The 19,493-nt window shown below is 64.1% G+C and carries 19 protein-coding genes; 13 read left to right on the top strand and 6 right to left on the bottom strand.

Features of this window, described 5'->3' with window-relative positions; translation table 11 throughout:
* Positions 1 to 33: 33 nt before the first annotated feature.
* Positions 34 to 780, top strand: a complete 747-nt coding sequence (locus tag B6V73_RS15435) for a Crp/Fnr family transcriptional regulator (protein ID WP_075774153.1) — start codon at positions 34 to 36, stop codon at positions 778 to 780.
* A 12-nt stretch (positions 781 to 792) separates the two neighbouring features.
* On the opposite strand, the gene B6V73_RS15440 is transcribed toward B6V73_RS15435, so the two are convergent.
* The gene (locus B6V73_RS15440) at positions 793 to 1,203 is read right to left on the bottom strand and encodes a hypothetical protein (protein WP_088722399.1); all 411 of its coding nucleotides are present in this window, start codon (positions 1,201 to 1,203) and stop codon (positions 793 to 795) included.
* 380 nt (positions 1,204 to 1,583) lie between these two features.
* A complete protein-coding gene (locus B6V73_RS15445) occupies positions 1,584 to 2,423 on the bottom strand; it encodes a universal stress protein (protein ID WP_075774155.1) in 840 nt (279 codons plus the stop codon).
* A 263-nt stretch (positions 2,424 to 2,686) separates the two neighbouring features.
* Here B6V73_RS15445 and ccoN point away from each other — a divergent pair, with 263 nt between their 5' ends.
* The 8 genes from ccoN to ccoS all read left to right on the top strand — a co-directional run bounded on the left by ccoN (position 2,687) and on the right by ccoS (position 11,055).
* Positions 2,687 to 4,291: a cytochrome-c oxidase, cbb3-type subunit I gene (gene ccoN / locus B6V73_RS15450; RefSeq protein ID WP_075774156.1), complete on the top strand. Its 1,605-nt coding sequence runs from the start codon at positions 2,687 to 2,689 to the stop codon at positions 4,289 to 4,291.
* 11 nt (positions 4,292 to 4,302) lie between these two features.
* Positions 4,303 to 5,031: a cytochrome-c oxidase, cbb3-type subunit II gene (ccoO, locus tag B6V73_RS15455; RefSeq protein WP_088725680.1), complete on the top strand. Its 729-nt coding sequence runs from the start codon at positions 4,303 to 4,305 to the stop codon at positions 5,029 to 5,031.
* Positions 5,032 to 5,044: 13 nt separating this feature from the next.
* Complete coding sequence (locus B6V73_RS15460) at positions 5,045 to 5,245, top strand: cbb3-type cytochrome c oxidase subunit 3 (protein ID WP_075774158.1); 201 nt, start codon at positions 5,045 to 5,047, stop codon at positions 5,243 to 5,245.
* 31 nt (positions 5,246 to 5,276) lie between these two features.
* Positions 5,277 to 6,161 (top strand): cytochrome-c oxidase, cbb3-type subunit III, encoded by an 885-nt coding sequence (ccoP, locus tag B6V73_RS15465; RefSeq protein ID WP_088722400.1) that lies wholly within the window; start codon positions 5,277 to 5,279, stop codon positions 6,159 to 6,161.
* Between the two features lie 580 nt (positions 6,162 to 6,741).
* A complete protein-coding gene (gene ccoG, locus B6V73_RS15470; protein WP_088725681.1) occupies positions 6,742 to 8,190 on the top strand; it encodes a cytochrome c oxidase accessory protein CcoG in 1,449 nt (482 codons plus the stop codon).
* Entirely contained in the window at positions 8,187 to 8,651 is a 465-nt protein-coding gene (locus tag B6V73_RS15475; RefSeq protein ID WP_346426031.1) for a FixH family protein, read from the top strand. Before ccoG ends, B6V73_RS15475 begins: the two co-directional genes overlap by 4 nt.
* Positions 8,652 to 8,655: 4 nt before the next feature.
* A complete protein-coding gene (locus B6V73_RS15480; RefSeq protein ID WP_088725682.1) occupies positions 8,656 to 10,881 on the top strand; it encodes a cation-translocating P-type ATPase in 2,226 nt (741 codons plus the stop codon).
* A 12-nt stretch (positions 10,882 to 10,893) separates the two neighbouring features.
* Complete coding sequence (ccoS, locus tag B6V73_RS15485) at positions 10,894 to 11,055, top strand: cbb3-type cytochrome oxidase assembly protein CcoS (RefSeq protein WP_075774163.1); 162 nt, start codon at positions 10,894 to 10,896, stop codon at positions 11,053 to 11,055.
* Positions 11,056 to 11,246: 191 nt separating this feature from the next.
* Here ccoS and B6V73_RS15490 read toward each other — a convergent pair whose 3' ends face one another.
* Positions 11,247 to 13,052 (bottom strand): D-alanyl-D-alanine carboxypeptidase family protein, encoded by a 1,806-nt coding sequence (locus tag B6V73_RS15490; protein ID WP_088725747.1) that lies wholly within the window; start codon positions 13,050 to 13,052, stop codon positions 11,247 to 11,249.
* Positions 13,053 to 13,322: 270 nt separating this feature from the next.
* On the bottom strand, positions 13,323 to 14,021 hold the full coding sequence (locus B6V73_RS15495) for an HAD family hydrolase (RefSeq protein WP_088725683.1): 699 nt from the start codon (positions 14,019 to 14,021) through the stop codon (positions 13,323 to 13,325).
* Between the two features lie 120 nt (positions 14,022 to 14,141).
* Here B6V73_RS15495 and clpS point away from each other — a divergent pair, with 120 nt between their 5' ends.
* The 3 genes from clpS (at position 14,142) to B6V73_RS15510 (ending at position 16,477) form a co-directional block, all read left to right on the top strand.
* Positions 14,142 to 14,468, top strand: a complete 327-nt coding sequence (gene clpS, locus B6V73_RS15500; protein ID WP_088722630.1) for an ATP-dependent Clp protease adapter ClpS — start codon at positions 14,142 to 14,144, stop codon at positions 14,466 to 14,468.
* Between the two features lie 79 nt (positions 14,469 to 14,547).
* Positions 14,548 to 15,627 carry a class I SAM-dependent methyltransferase gene (locus B6V73_RS15505; protein ID WP_088725684.1) on the top strand — a complete coding sequence of 360 codons (1,080 nt, stop codon included), beginning with the start codon at positions 14,548 to 14,550 and terminating at the stop codon, positions 15,625 to 15,627.
* A gap of 40 nt (positions 15,628 to 15,667) precedes the next feature.
* Positions 15,668 to 16,477: an SDR family oxidoreductase gene (locus B6V73_RS15510; RefSeq protein WP_088725685.1), complete on the top strand. Its 810-nt coding sequence runs from the start codon at positions 15,668 to 15,670 to the stop codon at positions 16,475 to 16,477.
* A gap of 4 nt (positions 16,478 to 16,481) precedes the next feature.
* Here the strand turns inward: B6V73_RS15510 and B6V73_RS15515 are convergent, their stop codons facing one another.
* Positions 16,482 to 17,687 carry a hypothetical protein gene (locus tag B6V73_RS15515; RefSeq protein WP_075774167.1) on the bottom strand — a complete coding sequence of 402 codons (1,206 nt, stop codon included), beginning with the start codon at positions 17,685 to 17,687 and terminating at the stop codon, positions 16,482 to 16,484.
* 179 nt (positions 17,688 to 17,866) lie between these two features.
* On the opposite strand from B6V73_RS15515, the gene B6V73_RS15520 reads away from it, so the two are divergent.
* Positions 17,867 to 18,427 (top strand): hypothetical protein, encoded by a 561-nt coding sequence (locus B6V73_RS15520; RefSeq protein WP_075774168.1) that lies wholly within the window; start codon positions 17,867 to 17,869, stop codon positions 18,425 to 18,427.
* 16 nt (positions 18,428 to 18,443) lie between these two features.
* On the opposite strand, the gene hemC is transcribed toward B6V73_RS15520, so the two are convergent.
* Positions 18,444 to 19,397, bottom strand: a complete 954-nt coding sequence (hemC, locus tag B6V73_RS15525) for a hydroxymethylbilane synthase (RefSeq protein ID WP_075774169.1) — start codon at positions 19,395 to 19,397, stop codon at positions 18,444 to 18,446.
* Positions 19,398 to 19,493: the final 96 nt, after the last annotated feature.

Genomic DNA, 19,493 nt, shown 5'->3' on the forward strand with positions numbered 1-19,493 from the left:
GACAGAATTTGACCCAGATCAAGCAATATCCATATGGCACATGATGACGTTCAGCCTGCTTCGCTCGCATGCGGAGACTGCCCGATCCAACATCGCGCGGTCTGTGCGCGATGTGACGCGGAGGAGCTCGAGCAGCTTGAGAAGATCAAATATTACCGAAGCTTCGAAGCGGGGCAGACGATCATCTGGGCGGGCGACCAGATGGATTTCGTGGCCTCGGTCGTCTCAGGGATCGCGACGCTGACGCAAACGCTAGAAGACGGACGTACGCAGATGGTGGGCCTGTTGCTGCCCTCGGATTTCGTGGGGCGCCCCGGGCGCACCCGTGCCGCGTATAACGTGACCGCGACGACCGACATCCTGATGTGCTGTTTCCGCCGCAAGCCCTTCGAGGAAATGATGGAGCGCACGCCCCATATCGCGCAGCGCCTGTTGCAGATGACGCTCGACGAACTGGACGCCGCGCGCGAATGGATGCTGCTGCTGGGCCGCAAGACCGCGCGCGAGAAGATCGCCTCGCTCCTGTCGATCGTGGCGCGGCGTGACGCCTCGATCAACATGAGCCCCAGCGCCCGGCAGATGGTGTTCGATCTGCCGCTAACGCGCGAAGCGATGGCCGATTACCTTGGCCTCACGCTAGAGACGGTAAGTCGTCAGATGTCCGCGCTGAAACGCGACGGGGTGATCGAGCTGCAGGGTAAGCGCCACGTCACCGTGCCGGACATGGATCGGCTGCTGCTTGAGGCGGGCGATGACAGCGACGGCGGTTTCCTTATCTGAGCATACGTCCGGTCAGGGGGATACGCACTGCCGATAGGTGAGTGGCTTCATTCCGCCCTGCGAGATATCCTGACGCGATAGGTAGATGCCGGTGCTCGACAGGGTGAGCACGATATCGCGCTGCCATTTCTGCCCTTCGCCGGTGAAATTCCACGTGGCCCGAACCACGCGATCGGTCGCGCTGTCGATCTCAGCGAGCTTGGCTTGCGACTCGTAGAATTTCAGGCTGTCCGGCTGGACCACCATCAGGCCTTTGTTGTCATCGCGTGAGGCGTCGCAATCGGCCTTTGTCAGCCCCCAGCGTCCGACCATCCCCTCCGGCAGTGTCTTCGGCATCGTCCCGTCCTGTTTCGGCGTCATCTCCTGACAGGCAGACAGCAGGGCGAGGCTGGCGAGAAGGGTGGGAAGAATATGGCGGGTCATTGGGGGCTCCGGTCTTTCGTCAGCCAGCCAACCCGCCAGCGCGGCCGGAGTTCCGTGCCGGACACAGATGTCGCGAGAAGGTCGTTATTTCGCACGCGTTCCGTCGCGGTTTGGACATTGTCGTAAGGTAAACAGAAGGAGGCTGCAGCGGGGAAGGGTTATGCGTATCCCGTTTACTTGTGTCTTTCTCGTTGTCGCCCCGGGCCCGAGTGTTGCCAACCGTATTGCAGAGAATGGCGCAATGCTCGGGTCTGTTTCACGACATCCGCGAAAGCATGTCCGACGCCGTGCGGGCAACGGGAAGGGCGTCGGGATCGGTCCCGAGTGACGAAAAACGGCGCCCCGAGAGGCGCCGTCGACAGTCTTGAAAGGCGGCGCGCTCAATGCGCCATGATCACCGGAACCTCGGCCATCTCGAGCATGTGGCGCGTCGCGCCGCCCAGGATCGCTTCGCGGAATCGCGAATGGCCGTAAGCCCCCATCACCACCGCATCGGCGTCGCTGTCGCTGATATGGCGGTTGAGCACGTCCGACACGCGCGGCATCGTCTTGGCGAGCACCGACACCTCGGCGTGGACGCCGTGACGCGAGAGCATCTGGCTGAGTTGGCCGCCCGGATCCGAGCGCTCGGGCCCATGCGCGGGCGGGTCGATCACGGTGATGTCGACCAGATCGGCGGATTTCAGGACGGGCAGGGCGGCCCGCACGGCGCGCATCGCTTCGTGCGACTGGTTCCACGCGATCACGACGCGCTTGGCAGGCATGTCGCCGTTATACCCGTCGGGTACGATCGCGACCGGAACCTGGCCCTCGAAGAGCGCGGCTTCGACTGCGGCCTCGATCTCCGGGCCGCGGCCCTCGCCATAGGGGCGGCCCATCACGACCAGATCGGCAAAGCGGGCGCGCTGCCCGACGACGGTAGCCATCGCCCCGATCTGCGAGACGACCGCATCGACGCCCCAGCGAATGTCTTCGGCTTCGAGGCGCGCGCGCACCGCGGCTTCCGCGTTGCGTGCGTCGTCTTGCGCGCGATCCATCGTTTCCTGTTGTACGAAGGCGGTCGCCCCCGCGTAGTAATATCCGGTCTGCGTGCGATCCACACCGAGGCAGAGCACGTCTAGGTGGGCGTCGCGCCGTCGGGCGACGGCCACGGCCGTGTCGATTTGTGTCGCGGCCGCCTTGGGATCCGTGACGATCGTGAGAAGTGTCTTGTAAGCCATGGGTCCTGTCCTTGCGCCATAAGCGATTAAGCATGTGAGCCCAAAGCCTAACCCGAAGAGATCGGCCGCACTTTGACTCGGATCAAGAGACGTGATTGTCAGATCACAGAACTGCGACCGAATGGCGCAGTTCGATCGCGAGCATTTGATGCAGATCAAGGCATCGTGCATACCCTCGGACCACAAGGACTCCAGTCAGGCCCAGGAGGATTCTCGGTTCAAGAGAGTGCCGCAGGGGCAGACCAGACGAAGGGACGCACAAAATGTGGGATTATATCAAGCTGATCGCGCTTGGTCTTGTGGCGGTTCTGGCCGCCATTGCGGCCGGCTACGCGCGCGATCTTGCCTATCAGGTGAATGCTGTCGAGGTCATGCTGGCCGCGGCAATCGCGTTCATCTGGGTGCTTCGCACCATGGGGAGCCGCCAGCCGGTGGCTCACAACGAGTATTTCGACGGCGTGGTTCGCGCCGGGGTGATCGCGACGACCTTCTGGGGTGTCGTGGGCTTCCTGGTCGCCGTCATCATCGCTTTCCAGCTGGCCTATCCGGCGCTCAACTTCGAATGGGCGCAGGGCTACCTGAACTTCGGCAAGCTGCGCCCGCTGCACACCTCGGCGGTGATCTTCGCCTTCGGTGGCAACGCGCTGATCGCATCGTCGTTCTACGTGGTGCAGCGCACCTCGGCAGCGCGGCTGTTCGGCGGCAACGCGCTCGGCTGGTTCGTGTTCTGGGGCTATAACCTGTTCATCGTGCTCGCCGCGTCCGGCTACATCCTCGGCGCAACGCAGTCGAAGGAATATGCCGAGCCGGAATGGTATGTCGATATCTGGCTGACGATCGTCTGGGTCGCCTATCTGGTTGTCTTCCTCGGCACGATCTTCAAGCGCAAGGAACCCCATATCTACGTCGCCAACTGGTTCTACCTGTCCTTCATCGTGACCATCGCGATGCTGCATATCGTGAACAACCTGTCGATCCCGGTCTCGCTCTTCGGATCGAAGTCGGTGCAGGTCTTCTCGGGCGTGCAGGACGCGATGACGCAGTGGTGGTACGGCCACAATGCGGTGGGCTTCTTCCTGACTGCGGGCTTCCTCGGCATGATGTATTACTTCGTCCCGAAGCAGGCTGAACGTCCGGTCTATTCCTACAAGCTGTCGATCGTGCACTTCTGGGCGCTGATCTTCCTGTACATCTGGGCCGGTCCGCACCACTTGCACTACACGGCGCTGCCCGACTGGGCCTCGACGCTGGGCATGACCTTCTCGGTGATCCTGTGGATGCCTTCCTGGGGTGGCATGATCAACGGTCTGATGACGCTCTCGGGCGCATGGGACAAGCTGCGCACCGATCCGATCATCCGAATGATGGTGGTGTCGGTCGGCTTCTACGGCATGTCGACCTTCGAAGGCCCGATGATGTCGATCAAGGCGGTGAACTCGCTGTCGCACTACACCGACTGGACGATCGGTCACGTGCACTCGGGCGCGCTCGGCTGGAACGGCATGATCACCTTCGGCACGCTCTACTTCCTCGTGCCGCGTCTGTGGGCGCGTGAAGGGCTCTACTCGCTGAAACTGGTCAGCTGGCACTTCTGGCTCTCCACCATCGGGATCGTGCTCTATGCTGCGTCGATGTGGGTCGCCGGGATCATGCAGGGCCTGATGTGGCGCGAAACGGACAGCCAGGGTTTCCTCGTGAACGCCTTCGCCGACACCGTGGCCGCCATGCATCCGATGTTCGTGGTCCGTGGTCTGGGTGGTGTGCTCTACCTCACGGGTGGCATCATCATGGCCTACAATCTGTGGATGACCGTCGCTCGTCAGCCGCGCGTGGAATCGCGTTCGGTTGCCGCCGTGCCGGCTGAATAAGGAGGAGATCAATGGGACTTCTCGACAAACACGGCGTCCTTGAAAAGAACGCCACGCTCCTGCTGATCTTTGCCTTCCTAGTCGTCACGATCGGCGGCATCGTGGAGATCGCGCCGCTCTTCTACCTCGAAAACACCATCGAGGACGTGGACGGCATGCGTCCATACACCCCGCTGGAGCTTACCGGGCGCGACATCTACATCCGTGAGGGCTGCTATGTCTGCCACTCGCAGATGATCCGCCCGATGCGCGACGAAGTGGAGCGTTACGGCCATTACTCGCTGGCAGCGGAGTCGCAATACGACCACCCGTTCCAGTGGGGCTCCAAGCGGACGGGGCCTGACCTCGCCCGCGTCGGCGGCCGCTACTCGGACGCCTGGCATGTGGATCACCTGACCAACCCGCAGTCGGTCGTGCCGGAATCGGTGATGCCGAAATACGGCTTCCTGCTCAATCGCATGGTCGATTCCAAGCATATCGACGAGCGGATCTCGACCGATGCGATGGTGGGTGTGCCCTACACGTCGGACATGATCGAGAACGCCAAGGCGGACTTCGCGGCCCAGGCCGATCCGAACAGCGACACCGACGGTCTGCTGGAGCGCTATCCCAACGCGGTGAACGTCCGCAACTTCGACGGTCGCCCGGGCATTTCCGAGATGGACGCGCTGGTGGCCTATCTGCAGGTGCTCGGCACCATGGTCGACTTCTCGACCTTCGAACCCGTGGCCAGCCGGTAAGGGGGGCTGATCAATGGACTATCATATCTTCAGGGAATTCGCGGACAGCTGGTTTCTGATCTTCATGTTCGTCTTCTTCCTGGCCGTCGTCGTCTGGGTCTTCCGGCCCGGCGCGCGCAAGACCTACGAAGATACGTCCGAGATTCCCTTCCGGTACGAAGACAAACCCGCCAATGCCTCGGAGGCCGGCGAGAGCCGGTCCTCCAAGGACTGACGGCGCCACGTTGTAAGGAGGCGTGGAAAACATGAGCAAGAGACCAAGCAAGCAAAAGCACGAGGTCGAGACCACGGGACACTCGTGGGACGGCATCGAGGAATACAACAACCCGCTGCCCAAATGGTGGCTGTGGACCTTCTATGCCTGCGTCATCTGGGGGATCGGTTACTCGATCGCGATGCCGGCATGGCCGATCTTCAAATCCGGCGCGACGCCGGGGATTCTGGGCTCCTCGACCCGCGCGAACGTGCAGGCCGAGATCGACAAGGTCGCCGCGGCGAACAAGCCGATCCAGGAGAAGCTCGTCTCGGTCGATCTCAATGAGATTTCGAACGATCCCGAGCTGAAGAACTACACCCAGAACGCGGGCGCCGCGGTGTTCCGCACCTGGTGCGCGCAATGTCACGGTGCGGGCGCGGGCGGCAACCCGAAGCACGGCTATCCGAACCTTCTCGACAGCGCATGGCTGTGGGGCGGCACGATGGAGGACATCCATTTCACCGTGACCCATGGCATCCGCAACGAGACGGACCCGGAAGGCGAGGCGCGGTTCTCGCAGATGCCGGCCTTCGGGAAAGATGGTCTTCTCGAGCCCGAGCAGATCGACCAGGTCGTGCAATATGTCCGCAAGATTTCGGACCAGGAGCATGACGAGGCGATGGCTGCGGAAGGCGAGACGATCTTCGCGGATAACTGCGCAGCCTGTCACGGCGAGAATGGCAAAGGCGACAACACCATGGGTGCGCCGAACCTCACCGATGCCGTCTGGCTCTATGGCGGTGACGTCGACACGCTGACCTACACGGTCACCAATGCCCGCTTCGGCGTGATGCCGAACTGGAACGAGCGTCTCTCGGAAGCGGATATCCGCGCCGTCGCGGCCTACGTTCACAGCTTGGGCGGCGGCCAGTAACGGTCGAAAACAAGAGAGATCCCGCGGGGCTTCGGTCTGGCGGGCCGCACCGGCACCCCGTCCTGTTCGCGCGTTTCCTGGGGGTGCCGGTGCCCAATTCCAGAGGGCCCCTTCGCGGGCCCTCTCGTTTGTCGAGGGTTACCTGCCGCCTAAGTTGGGGGGCGTTCCCGGGCAAAACAAGCGCCGTGCCAGCCGTTGCACGCCGTTGTGACCTCGCCGCGATGCCCCGGATCCTTCTGCGCGAAGCGCTGGGTGGCGGACCGGGGAGGCCGGCGGGGGTGCGACCGCGTTGGTCCGGGGCGAACGAAATGTCGCGGCCGGGCGGTGCGGCTTCCGTTTGAAGACAGCGCTCAAAAGCGCTATTACACGGGAGCGCGACCGGGCGTGAGGCGACCGGCGCAACGCCACCTGATGTCGTGGCTTTTCAAGCAGGCAGCACATGCCGATGACGAGTGAAAACACCAACCAGTGACGATTTCCTGTATGGGAGACCTGTCTTTTTGACGCAGGTCAAAGTCTTCACGACTGTGTCATACCAGAAGAACCGTTGACGCAGAATGATTTATGAACGGAGAGAGTCGTGAGCTCCACCGAACCAGTCGATCCCCCGCCGCTCTACGCCGCCCGCGAGCCGATTTTCCCGCGCCGTGTGCATGGCCAGTTCCGCAACTTGAAATGGGTGTTGATGGCGGTGATGCTCGGCATCTATTACATCACGCCGTGGATTCGCTGGGATCGTGGGCCGGAGCTGCCCGATCAAGCGGTGCTTCTGGACCTCGCGAACCGTCGCTTCTTCTTCTTCATGATCGAAATCTGGCCGCATGAATTCTACTTCGTCGCGGGTCTTCTGATCATGGCCGGTCTGGGGTTGTTCCTGTTCACCTCGGCGCTGGGGCGCGTCTGGTGCGGCTATGCCTGCCCGCAGACCGTCTGGACCGATCTGTTCATCCTCGTCGAGCGCTGGGTCGAGGGCGACCGCAACGCACGTATCCGCCTGCTGCGCCAGAAATGGAACGCCGAGAAGGTCCGCAAGCGGATCACCAAATGGGTGCTCTGGCTTCTGATCGGTGTCGCGACGGGCGGGGCCTGGGTGTTCTATTTCACCGATGCGCCGGCGCTGCTGCACGATCTGTTCACCGGCAGCGCCTCGCCGATCGCTTACACGACGATCGCGGTGGCAACGCTCACGACCTTCGCTTTCGGCGGCTTCGCGCGCGAACAGATCTGCATCTACGCCTGTCCTTGGCCGCGCATTCAGGCCGCGATGATGGACGAAGACACGATCACGATCGCCTATCGCGAATGGCGGGGCGAGCCGCGCGGCAAGCTCAAGAAGGGTCAGCACGACCCGACGCAGGGCGATTGCATCGACTGCATGGCTTGTTTCAACGTCTGCCCGATGGGCATCGATATCCGCGATGGCCAGCAGCTCGAATGCATCACCTGCGGGTTGTGCATCGACGCCTGCAACGAGGTCATGGACAAGATCGGCAAACCTCGCGGCCTGATCGGCTACATGGCCCTGAAGGACGAAGCCAACGAGCGTTCTGGCAACCCGGTCGTCAATGTCTGGAAGCACATCCTGCGCCCGCGCACCATCCTCTATTTCGCGATGTGGTCGCTGATCGGGGTCGGCCTCGTGGTCGCGCTGTTCATGCGCTCGCCCATCGATTTCAACGTGACCCCGAACCGCGATCCGCTCTTCGTGGTGGAACCGTCGGGCGCGATCCGGAACATCTACACGCTGCGGCTGCGCAACAAGGCGGGCGAGGCGACCGAGTTCAAGGTCTCCGTCAAGGCGCCCGATCCGGCCGACCAGAGCACGCTGAGCGTGTTGCTCGAAGGCCAGGACGGGACCACCGTGACGGTGCCCGCGGATGAAACCATGACCCAAAGGGTCTATATTGTCGCCGATCCCGGTTCGTCCATCGCCACCAGCGAGCGCACCGAACTGACGATGTGGATCGAGGACATGACCAATACTGACCGCGTGTCGGAAACGACCGTATTCAACGGAAGGGTACAATGACCGAGATGGCGAAACCGCTGACCGGAAGAAAAGTGCTGATGATCGCGGTGGGCTCCTTCGGGGTGATCATCGCGGTCAACTTTGTCATGGCGTGGCAGGCGATCAGCACGTTTCCCGGCCTCGAGGTCGACAATTCCTATGTCGCCTCGCAGTCCTTCAACGAAGAAAAACGCGCGCAGGATGCGCTTGGCTGGACTGTGTCGCCGGACTATTCCGACGGCAAGCTCAGCTTCGTCATCCGCGACGAGAATGGGTTGCCCGCGCGGGTGGCCGAGTTCAAGGCGCTGGTCGGGCGGACGACCCATGTCCGCGAGGACATGACCCCCGAATTCGACTATGTCGGTGGCATCTTCACCTCCAAGGTCGACCTTGCTCCGGGCGTCTGGCTGGTGCATCTCGACGCGAAAGCCGCAGACGGCACGGAGTTCCGTCAGCGGATCGACCTCTTCGTGAAAGGCTGAACCGATGTCGGTGTCGCCCGCTTCGCCCACACGCAACGAACCGTTCGAAGACGAGCGCGTCTCGGCCTCGGCCTGTCCGGCCTGCATCGCGGCCCCCTCTGCCGAGCAGATGGCGAAATCGGGTGACGTCAAGGGCGCGCGGATCATGCTCTCGCTTCCCACGGCGCATTGCGCGGTCTGCATCACCGATGTCGAGCGCGAGCTGATGAAACAGCCGGGCGTGAAGTCGGCCCGGGTCAACCTGACGCTGAAGCGCGCCTCCGTCGATGCGGCGGGCGATGTCGAACCGGCGGGGCTGATCGCGGCGCTCGACAAGATCGGCTATGAGGCGCACGAGCTTGATCCCGGCATGCTGTCTGCGACCGAGGCCGACAAGCGCGGGCGCGACCTGCTGATGCGGATCGGCGTGTCGGGTTTCGCGATGATGAACATCATGATGCTCTCGATCGCGGTCTGGTCGGGGGCCGAGGATTCGACGCGCGACCTCTTCCACTGGATTTCGGCGGCGATTGCGCTGCCCACCACGATCTTCGCGGGCCAGCCGTTCTTCGCCAATGCCTGGTCTTCCCTGCGCGGCGGGCGTCTGGGAATGGATGTGCCGATCTCGCTCGCGATCCTGCTCGCGCTCGGGATTTCGCTGTTCGAGACGATGCATTCCGGCGCGCATGCCTATTTCGAAGCGGCGACGATGCTCACCTTCTTCCTGCTCGTAGGGCGCTATCTCGATTACCGCACGCGGGCCGTGGCCCGTTCGGCGGCCGAGGAACTGGCCGCGCTGGAAGTACCGCGCGCGACCGTTCTGCGCGACGGCGAGGAAGTCATCGTGCCCGTGGGCGAACTGGCTGTGGGCGACCTGATCCGGGTGCGCCCCGGTGGCCGCATCCCTGCCGATGGCGAAGTGACCGACGGCCAATCCGAGAGCGACCGCTCGCTCCTGACGGGTGAAAGCCTTCCCGTTCAGGTGCTGCCCGGCATGGCGCTCTCCGCCGGCGAAGTGAACCTGACCGGGCCGCTGACCCTGCGCGTGACGGCAGCCGGGCGCGACAGTTCGCTGCACCGCATGGCCGATCTCGTCGCGATGGCCGAGAGTGCGAAGACCAAATACACCTCGCTCGCCGAACGGGCAGCGCGAGCCTATGCACCGATCGTGCATATCCTGTCCTTCACCGCCTTCTGCGCCTGGGCGTGGATCACCGGCGGTGACTTCCGTCTGGCGGTGAATATTGCCGCTGCGGTGCTGATCATCACCTGCCCCTGTGCGCTGGGGCTCGCCGTGCCTGCGGTGGTGACCGCCGCATCGGGCAAGCTGTTCCGCAAGGGGCTGCTGATCAAGGACGGCACCGCGCTGGAGCGTTTGGCCGAGATCGACACGGTCGTCTTCGACAAGACCGGTACGCTGACCATGGGCGCGCCGCGTCCGCAGAACCTCTCCGATCTGTCGCCCGACGCGCTCTCCGTCGCGATGGCGCTGGCCGAAGGGTCGAGCCACCCGCTCGCCCGCGCGCTGCACGAGGCCGCGGCAGGGCAGGGGGGCGTCCCCGCCACGCTCACCGATCTGCGCGAAGTTCCTGGCTACGGCGTTGAGGGCGTCTGGCAGGAGCAGCGCGTGCGGCTCGGCCGTGCGAACTGGATCGGTGCCGAGGACGGCACGACCACCGCGACCCATCTCAAGATAGGCGATGCGACCCCAATCTCGATCCGCTTCGCCGACACGCTGCGCACCGGCGCCGAAGAGGCCGTGGCCGGTCTGAAGGCGCAGGGCAAGCAAGTCTGGCTGGTCTCGGGCGATGTCGAAGGGGCGGTGAGCGATCTCGCCGCGCGCCTCGGGATCGAGGCCTACCGCGCCGGCGCCTTGCCTGCCGAGAAAGCGCAGCTGGTAAACGATCTCACCCAACAGGGCCACCGCGTGCTGATGGTGGGCGATGGGCTGAACGACACCGCCGCGCTGGCCGCGGCCCATGTCTCGGTCTCGCCTGCCTCCGCGCTCGACGCGGCGCGGACGGCTTCGGATATCGTGCTGCTGGGCAAGGACCTGGCTCCGGTTTCCGACGCCGCCTCGATCTCGGTGCGCGCGCGTCGCCGGATCAAGCAGAACTTCGGCATCTCCATCGTCTACAATATCTTCGCCGTGCCGCTCGCGCTGACCGGGCTTGCGACGCCGCTGATGGCGGCTCTCGCCATGTCGGCCAGTTCGATCACGGTGTCGCTCAACTCACTACGCCTGCGCTGAAAGGAGCCCCGCATGGAGGTTCTTCTCTATTCGATTCCGATTTCCCTACTGCTCGGCGGGATTGGCCTCGGGGCGTTTTTCTGGTCGCTCAAGACCAATCAGTATGACGACCCGAAAGGCGATGCCGAGCGCATCCTGTCCGACGAGTTCGACGACCGCCCGAAGCAGGATTGAGTGCCCGAAGGGCTCGGAGAAGGCCAGGGGCGATCCCGACAGACTTGCGCCCCCTTCGCCTTGGTTCAAATATCCCCGCCGGAGGCTCCCCCGTGGCGCTCCACGCGGCGGACCGCATGAGGCCCCGGATAAGAAAAAGCCGCGCTGACCAGGCGCGGCTTTCTCTCTTTGTCCCCGAGGGAGGAAGAATCTCAGGGACCGACCACTTTGCAGTCCATAGCGCGTGCTTCGAGCCTTGCACAGGCCAGTTGCGCCATGTCCTGGGTCATTCCCACGAAATTCGCCTCGTATCCGGTCTTGCGCGTCGCGACCTTGCGCAGTGCTTCGCCCAGTGTGTCGCTTTCCATCAGCGCGGTGGTCAGCATGTGACGCTCCGCCGCGAAGCGCGAACCAAACAGGCCGAGGCTGACGCCCCAGTTGCGCCCGCCCGAGCTGGACACGCGCGCTACCACGCGCGGCTTCTGCGCCGGGCCGGGGGCCGGAGGGGTGAGCGCGGCGAGGATGATCTCGCTCTTGCGCTTCTCGGGAGCTGCGGCCATCTGCGCGGTCTCGGGCTGCGGATCCGTCGACTGCACGAAGCTGGACGGGGCCTTGGCGCCGTTGGCCTTGCCGTTTCCGTCGAGGTCGAGCGTATGCGCCTCGGCCAGCTCGACCGTCTCGGGCTGCGGTTTGGTGGACTGAACGAATTTCGGACCGTCCGATGCGCCGGGATCGTAGGAGGCTAGCTGCACGTCGCTCGGCTTTTCGGTGCCGTCCTGGCCCGCCTTGTCTGCAGCGACAGCGGCGTCATGCGCCTGTGCCTGCGCCAGCGGCGTGGCCTTGGTCACTTCGGCGGGCAGCGACTTGGTCACGTCCGCGATCTGGATGTCGCGCGGGTTGCGCTGCGGGCGGGGGCTTGCGGTGATCTCCGCGCCGATCCCGAGCGTGCCGGCATCGGCGACGACCACGTCCTCCGCGCCTGCCGCGCCGCCCTGAGCGCCTTCGGCCACGTCCTCGGGGATATCGGTCACTTCGTCCACCTGATCGGCCTGCACCGCAGCGGCGAGCGCGGTCGAGATTGCATCGCTATCCGCATTGGGCACGGTCGGACGGATATCGGGACGCGGGCTCTTCTTCGGCGCGAGATTCACCATCAGCATCGGCGATTGCGCAGGCGCGATGTATTGCGGGATCGCAGGGCGGATCGTGCGCGCGTGGGTCGGCGCGCGCTTGAAGCCCAGATCCAGCAGATCGGCCATTTTCGCGTTGCGCTGCGCGGTCGAAGTGCCGCCGAAGACGGTCGCGATGATGCGCTTATCGCCACGCTTCGCGGAGGCGGTCAGGTTGAAGCCCGAGGCCGAGGTGTAGCCGGTCTTGATCCCGTCCGCGCCCTTGTAGGCAGCGAGGAACTTGCGGTTCGTCGAATAGACGGTGCGCACTTTCGCATCCGCCGAGCGGCGCGAGAAGATGTTGTAGTATTGCGGGAAGTCGAAGAACAGGTGGCGGCCCATGATCGTCATGTCATGTGCCGAGGACAGGTGGCCCTTGCGGGTCAGGCCGTTGGCGTTGACGAAATGGGTGTTCTTCATGCCCAGCTGCCGGGCGGTGCGGTTCATCCGCGCGGCGAAGCCTTCCTCCGAGCCGCCGATGTAATCGCCGAGAGCTGCGGCGGCGTCATTGGCCGATTTGATTGCGGCAGCGCGGATCAGGTAGCGCACGGCGATCTTCTGGCCGGGACGCAGGCCGAGTCGCGAGGGCGGCTGGCTGGCGGCGTGCTTGGTGACGGTAACGATCGAGTCGAGACTGAACTCGCCATGCTCGATAGCCTGGAAGGTGATGTAGAGCGTCATCATCTTCGTCAGAGAGGCCGGATGCAGTGGCGTATCGGCGTTTTTGGAGTAGAGAACTTCGCCCGATCGCATGTCCATGACCATCGCCGCGTAAGGGGCGGCCTGCGCAGCGATCGGCGCAATGAGTGTCAGAAGGATTACGAATAGCCCATCACGGACCCAGCGCATCAGCGTGGTCACGGCTTCACCTATTTCACTGCCTCAATTTGACCCCTTGTAGTGGTACCGATCTTCGGCCGGTTTCCGGGGTTTATATTAGCGAGAAGCGTAGCACGGCTCTATCAGGCTGAAAACTCCCTATTTTCAAGCACTTTCACTGCGACATTCATGCAATACCACAATATGTGGTGGGGTCTTCGCGGAAATTCGTCTATCTGTGGTGCTGGAGGCGCACGAAAGCGTGAGGTTAGCGGAGCGTGACGCCACGCAAAGCAGGGCTCAATTCGTGATTTTTGCGATCAGGTCCGGCAGCGCGCCGAGGTCCGGCAATTCCGCGAAGCGCGGATGCGCTGACGGAGCCTCCGCATGCTCGAAGGCCCATGTCAATTCATGGGGCACATGCACGCCCCAGCCGCCTGCCTCGATCATCGGGATCACGTCGGATTTCAGCGAATTCCCCGCCATCAGCCCGTGCTCCGCGCCTTCGGCGTGGCGCGCGAAAATCTCGGCATAGACCGGGGGCTTCTTGTCCGAGACGATCTCGACCGCGTCGAACAGATCGCCGAGGCCCGACTGCGCCAGCTTTCGCTCCTGATCAATCAGGTCGCCCTTCGTCACCAGCAGGATGCGGTAGTCGTCCGACAGCGCCTCGATCGTCTCGCGCGCGTGCGGCAGCAACTCGATCGGATGCGAGAGCATCTCGCGCCCGGCGGCGAGGATCTCCGACAGGATCGTGGCGGGCACGCGACCCTCGCTCACCTCGATGGCGGTTTCGATCATCGACAGGGTGAAGCCTTTGACGCCAAAGCCATAATGCGTGATGTTGCGACGTTCCGCCGCGATCAGCCGCTCGGCCAGATGATCGGGTTCGGCGTGCTCGCGCAGCAATTCGGTGAAGCGCCCCTGCGTGAGTTTGAAGAAACGCTCGTTGTGCCAAAGCGTGTCATCCGCATCGAAGCCAATCGCCGTCAGCTGCATCGTCCCGCCTTTCTCGCTGGAGGTGTTGAGGGACTTTTCATATGTCACGAAGACCCTATATTCCGCCAGAGCCCCTCAACGAATCCTGATGCCGGAGCGCCCTTGACCGAGCCTCTTTACATGATGTCCGACGACGACCAGGACGACAGCGATAACGATGCGTCCCTCGCGACCAAGACGCGGCCGAAGACGCAGCGCCCGCCGATGTACAAGGTGATGCTGCTCAACGACGATTACACGCCGATGGAATTCGTCGTGCATATCCTCGAGCGGTTCTTTGGGCTGAACCACGCACAGGCGTTCGAGATCATGCTGACCGTGCACAAGAAGGGTCTCGCTGTGGTCGGCGTGTTCTCTTTCGAGGTGGCCGAGACGAAGGTGGCGCAGGTGATGGATTTCGCGCGCCGCCACCAGCACCCGCTGCAATGCACGATGGAGAAGGAATAAACGCCGCCAAAGCGGTTCCTTGCAAATTCAGTCGCGCCCGCCTATCTGGCGGGCTCGTTTCTTTCAGAGGGTTCCCTGCATGAGCCATCCGCGACTTTCGCTCGCTCTCGAGATGCCCGAGGCGCTTCCGCCCGAGGGAGACATTGCGCTGTTTTCGCCCGTGGGCACGCTGGACCTTGGCGGCCTGCCGGTTGATCGCCTCGTCGCGATCCAGCCCGAGAAACCCGATCATGACGTTCTCGCACAGCGCGGCCTCCGCGTCTCGCCGACTGCCGAGGGCAGCTATGCCGCCGCGATCATCTTCGCGCCCCGCGCCAAGGCGGAGGCCCGCGCCCTGATCGCCGATGCGTGCCAGCGTGTGGCTCCTGGCGGGCCGATCTATGTCGACGGGGTGAAGACCGAAGGGATCGACTCGCTGCTCAAGGAATTGCGGGGACGGGTGGACCTGTCCGCGCCGATCGCGAAGGCCCATGGCAAGATCGCATGGTTCGCGGCAGACCCAGATCTGCTGAGCGACTGGGCGGCGCAGGATATCCATCCTGTCGAAGGTTTCGTGACCCGTCCGGGTGTATTTTCCGCGGATGCGGTGGACGAGGGTTCAGCGCTTCTGGCCGAATGCCTGCCCGAGACGCTGCCCGCGAAGGTAGCCGATCTCGGCGCTGGCTGGGGCTGGCTCTCGGCGCAGATCCTTGCACGTAAGGGCGTCGAGCGTCTCGATCTGGTGGAATCGGATGCGGTCGCGCTGGACTGCGCGAAACGCAACATTTCCGATCCGCGCGCACAGTTCCTTTGGGCGGATGCCACGCGGCATGCGCCGGAAGAGCGCTACACTGCCGTCGTGATGAATCCGCCCTTCCACGGGGCTGCACGCGGCGCAGATCCGGCGCTGGGGCTGGCCTTCATTCAGGCTGCGCGTGGTATGCTGTCGCTTTCGGGCACGCTCTGGATGGTGGCGAACCGCCATTTGCCCTATGCCGACGCGCTCGCCACCGCGTTCCACGAGATCGAAGAGATCACGCCGCCCAGCGGCCCCTCCACCCGTTTTCGTATCATCCGCGCAGCCAAGCCGATCCCGGCCGGAAAGACCCCGGGGAAATCTGCGGGCATGCGCGCCACAGCCGAGCCGAAACGTACCCTTGCCCCTCGCAAGCGGCGCTAAGCTCGCCTAACCTGCCTCAACATCCACAAGGAGACACCCAATGTCCCTTTCTGTTTCCGGCAAGACCGTCATCGTCACGGGCGCAGCCCACGGTATCGGTCAGGCCATCGCGCGCCATTTCGTCGATCGCGGCGCGCAGGTGATGTTCGCCGATATCGATGAAGAAAAGCTTGCTACCGAACTGGGCGACACCGCCAAGACCGAAGGGCCGGTGCGCTATTTCTCGGGCGACCTGTGCGAGAAGCTGGCGGTGAAAAACCTGCTCTCGGCCACGGTGGACGCGTTCGACCGGATCGACATCCTGGTGAATTGCGCACGCACCTTCGCGCCCTGCGACCCGCTCGAACCGTCGGTGGACGTGCTCGACTCGATGCTGTCGCAGAACATGAAATCGGCTTTGCGGGTCAGCCAGATGACCGCGAAGCGGATGATCAAGCAGGCCGAGGAAGAGGGTCGCACCGAGGGTGAGATCGGCTCGATCATCAATGTCTCGACGCTGGCCTCGAACCGCACCCAGCCCGAACTGATGGCCTATTCGATCGCCTGCGCTGCGCAAGATCAGGCGATCCGCTCGCTCGCCGTGGCTCTCGCGCCGAAGCGGATTAGGGTGAACGGTGTCAGCTTCGCCTCGGTTATGAGCCGTTCGCTGCAGGATGCGCTGAAGGAAAACGACGACTGGCGCGAGGCGATCTGCGAAGGCACGCCGCTGGGCCGGATCGCACCGCCGTCGGAACTGGCCGAGACGGTGCAGTATCTGGCGTCCTCGGGGGCGAGCTTCGTCACCGGGCAGATCATCAATGTCGACGGCGGACGCAGCCTTCTGGACCGCGTGCAGGTTCCGGCCTTTTAAGGGGTCAGGACCGCGCCGCGCGCCGGTCCATCGCCCAAAGCGCGCCCGCGCCTGCAACGCCCAGAAGCGCACCTGCCGCCGCGGCCAGCTCATAACCCGCAATAGCCGTGCCGATGGCAAAGATTGCCGCGGAGAATCCATCGCCTGCCAGCTTTTGCAGCGCCATCAGCGAGGCTCCTGCGCCGGGCCGGTTCGACAGCAGGTCCTGCAGATAGGCCATCGGTTGGGTCAGAACGACCGCGCCGCCGATCGCGCCGGGCAGGGCGAGAAACCAGACATAGGGCGTTGCAGCCAGCACCGGGATCAGTCCCAGATGGGTCGCGTAAAGCGCGGCTCCCGCCCAGATCATCGTCGTCCGCTCGATCCGTCCCAGAACAAGCGGCAGCGCCAGCATGAAGGGCACTTCCAGCCCCGCCATCAGGCCAGCATAGAGCGCGGTATCGGCGGCCCCACGGCCCGGCGTCGCCTCGAACACCAAGCCCATCACCACGAGATAGAGCATCACCGCCCCGTTGATCGTGCCAAGCGCCACGACGCGGGCAAGGATCGGCAGGTTCGCCATCTCGCGTAAGGATTGCCGGAAGCTCAGCCCCGATTTCGGGTCGGGCCAGCGCGTCGCCCCGTCACGCGGCCAGAAAAGGAAGGTCAGCGCGAGGATCGTGGCCCCGAGGGTCAGCGTCACCGGGTAGATCGAGGTCAGCTCCGCCCCCTGATCGAAGATCACCGACCAGATCGGCAGCACCACGACCCAGGGCAGCGCGAAAAGTGCCCGCAGGGTCGAGAGGATTGCGGGTCGGTCCTCTGCCGGATGGGTCGAGGCCGCCAGACGGGACAGCGCGAAAAGCTGCCCGAAGATCGACGCCGAGAGCGGCAGGATCAGCGCGTTGGCGATCACGAAGACCACCCAATTGTCGCCCGCCAGAACCAGCCCCGAGCCCGCGATCAGCATCGCCGAGGTGCCAAGCGCGATGGCCCGGCGGTTCGCGCGCTGATCGGCGAGGATGCCAAGTCCGACCGAGGCCGAGACCGACAGCACCGAGGCGACCATCAGCACTCCCGAATAGGCGCGATCCGACAGGCCGAACACCTTGATCGCCAGCGCCGAGACATAGGGCCCCATCGTCGCCGCATGGGCGCCGAACAGCACGAGCAGCACGGCGGCGAGGCGCAGGGCGGGATCGGACAGGACGAGGCGGATCGGGCGCAGCATGGCGCCGCTTTGCGCTTTCGGGCGACCAAGTGCAAGAGGGAGGCGTCAAGCCTTCCTCGTGGACCTACAAAGACTTAGCGAAAAGCCCGGCGGAAAACCGCTCTCGGGAGGGAACGGCGGTGCCGCAAAGCTCGTTCAGAAGACAGGGCGGAGAGGTTGTATATGTAAAAGGAAGTGTCATGCTCTCGCGTCATATCGCACTGAAGTTCGATAATGTGATCCGCAATATCTTCGTCCGCGCGGAGGTGCCGCCATCGCAGGTGTCGACACCGCGCCTCGGGCGGCTGGAGGATGCCGAAACTGCCTTGGAACAGGATTGCGCCCGCGTCGTGCTGGCGATGCCACGGGACGAGCGCGATGTGCTCTGTCTGACCTATGGCCTTAGCGGTCACGCCCCGATCCCGCCGCACCGGGCAGCCGATGTGCTGGACTGGACTCTGATCCAGACGATGACCGTCGGCGAGGGGGCGATCCTGCGGCTCCGCAACGCCAAATCCGCCCGCATCGCTTTCGAACCGCTGCTCGAGAACCTGCATCCGCGTCTTCTGGCGGCGGCCGACGAGATCTATGAAATGCGTCTCGCCGAGGTGCCGCGCAAGCGCCGCGACAAGGTGCTGAAAAACCTCTGGTGCGATATCAGCCCGCTGGAACGCCTCGCCTTGCGCGGCTTCGGCGATGGCGAAATCCCCGAGATGGAGCGGGCGCTCGAGCGCCGCGCGGCGGGTCAGCTTCTGTGTTAACTCGGTGCCGGGGCGCTCAGCGCCAGTCGAAGAAGCCTTCGCCCGCCTGAGACAGTAGATCGCGCGCGAGGTGTTCGCCCATCGCGGCGCCCTCGTCGATATTGCCCCAGCGTTCGCCCGCGAGCGCCTCGGAGCCGTCGGGACGTAGGATCTGACCGCGCAGCCAGAGCCGGTCGCCCTCGATCAGTGCGAGCCCGGCAATCGGTGTCTCGCAGGAGCCGTCCAGCGTCGCGAGGAATGCGCGTTCCGCCAGCAGGCGCTGCTCGGTCACCAGATCATGGATCGGGGCCAGAAGGGCCTCGGCGCGAGCATCGGCCATCCGGCGCTCGATCCCGATCGCGCCCTGTGCGACAGCCGGCAGCATCTCTTCGGGGGCGATGGGCCCGCGCGCCGAGTCCTCCATCCCCAGACGCCGCAGCCCCGCATAGGCGAGGAAGCTCGCAGCCGCGACACCGTCCGCCAGCTTCTTCAGCCGGGTCTGCACATTGCCGCGAAACTCGACCAGCTTCAGATCGGGTCGCACGTGGGCAAGCTGCGCCCGGCGACGCAGGCTGGAGGTGCCGACCGTCGCCCCTTCGGGCAGGGCCATGATCGAGTCGTATTCCAAGCTGACGAAGGCATCGCGCACGTCTTCGCGCGGCAGATAGCAATCGAGCACCAGACCCTCGGGCTGCTCGGTCGGCATGTCCTTCATCGAATGCACGGCGATATCGATGCGGCCATCGACCATCGCCTCTTCGATTTCCTTCGTGAACAGGCCCTTGTTGCCGATCTCCTTGAGCGGTTTGTCCGCCGCGATCATCGCCCGGTCGTCGCCCGTGGTCTTGATCACCACGACCTCGAAAGCGTCTTCGGGCAGGCCATGCGCGGCCATCAGCCGGTCACGGGTCTCATAGGCCTGCGCCAGCGCCAGCGGCGAGCCGCGGGTGCCGATCTTGAGCGGGGATTTCGCATCGGGCATCTGTGTCATGGCCCCGGAATATCCGCGACAGATGGACCTTGCAAGAAGCCCCGCGCTTGACATGACGCCACAGGTCGCGTCGAAGGGGGCAAAGAGGAGGCGCCA

It is taken from the genome of Thioclava sp. JM3 (assembly GCF_002213185.1).
Classification (GTDB): domain Bacteria; phylum Pseudomonadota; class Alphaproteobacteria; order Rhodobacterales; family Rhodobacteraceae; genus Thioclava; species Thioclava nitratireducens.

Bases quoted from the DNA above. Each gene is read 5' to 3' on its own strand.
- B6V73_RS15510 (WP_088725685.1), top strand. From the start codon at position 15,668: ATGTCCCTTTCTGTTTCCGGCAAGACCGTCATCGTCACGGGCGCAGCC.
- B6V73_RS15480 (WP_088725682.1), top strand. From the start codon at position 8,656: ATGTCGGTGTCGCCCGCTTCGCCCACACGCAACGAACCGTTCGAAGAC.
- B6V73_RS15520 (WP_075774168.1), top strand. From the start codon at position 17,867: ATGCTCTCGCGTCATATCGCACTGAAGTTCGATAATGTGATCCGCAAT.
- B6V73_RS15475 (WP_346426031.1), top strand. From the start codon at position 8,187: ATGACCGAGATGGCGAAACCGCTGACCGGAAGAAAAGTGCTGATGATC.
- B6V73_RS15460 (WP_075774158.1), top strand. From the start codon at position 5,045: ATGGACTATCATATCTTCAGGGAATTCGCGGACAGCTGGTTTCTGATC.
- clpS (WP_088722630.1), top strand. From the start codon at position 14,142: ATGATGTCCGACGACGACCAGGACGACAGCGATAACGATGCGTCCCTC.
- B6V73_RS15490 (WP_088725747.1), bottom strand. From the start codon at position 13,052: ATGCGCTGGGTCCGTGATGGGCTATTCGTAATCCTTCTGACACTCATT.
- ccoO (WP_088725680.1), top strand. From the start codon at position 4,303: ATGGGACTTCTCGACAAACACGGCGTCCTTGAAAAGAACGCCACGCTC.
- B6V73_RS15435 (WP_075774153.1), top strand. From the start codon at position 34: ATGGCACATGATGACGTTCAGCCTGCTTCGCTCGCATGCGGAGACTGC.
- B6V73_RS15440 (WP_088722399.1), bottom strand. From the start codon at position 1,203: ATGACCCGCCATATTCTTCCCACCCTTCTCGCCAGCCTCGCCCTGCTG.
- ccoP (WP_088722400.1), top strand. From the start codon at position 5,277: ATGAGCAAGAGACCAAGCAAGCAAAAGCACGAGGTCGAGACCACGGGA.
- B6V73_RS15445 (WP_075774155.1), bottom strand. From the start codon at position 2,423: ATGGCTTACAAGACACTTCTCACGATCGTCACGGATCCCAAGGCGGCC.
- ccoN (WP_075774156.1), top strand. From the start codon at position 2,687: ATGTGGGATTATATCAAGCTGATCGCGCTTGGTCTTGTGGCGGTTCTG.
- B6V73_RS15505 (WP_088725684.1), top strand. From the start codon at position 14,548: ATGAGCCATCCGCGACTTTCGCTCGCTCTCGAGATGCCCGAGGCGCTT.
- B6V73_RS15515 (WP_075774167.1), bottom strand. From the start codon at position 17,687: ATGCTGCGCCCGATCCGCCTCGTCCTGTCCGATCCCGCCCTGCGCCTC.
- ccoS (WP_075774163.1), top strand. From the start codon at position 10,894: ATGGAGGTTCTTCTCTATTCGATTCCGATTTCCCTACTGCTCGGCGGG.
- B6V73_RS15495 (WP_088725683.1), bottom strand. From the start codon at position 14,021: ATGCAGCTGACGGCGATTGGCTTCGATGCGGATGACACGCTTTGGCAC.
- hemC (WP_075774169.1), bottom strand. From the start codon at position 19,397: ATGACACAGATGCCCGATGCGAAATCCCCGCTCAAGATCGGCACCCGC.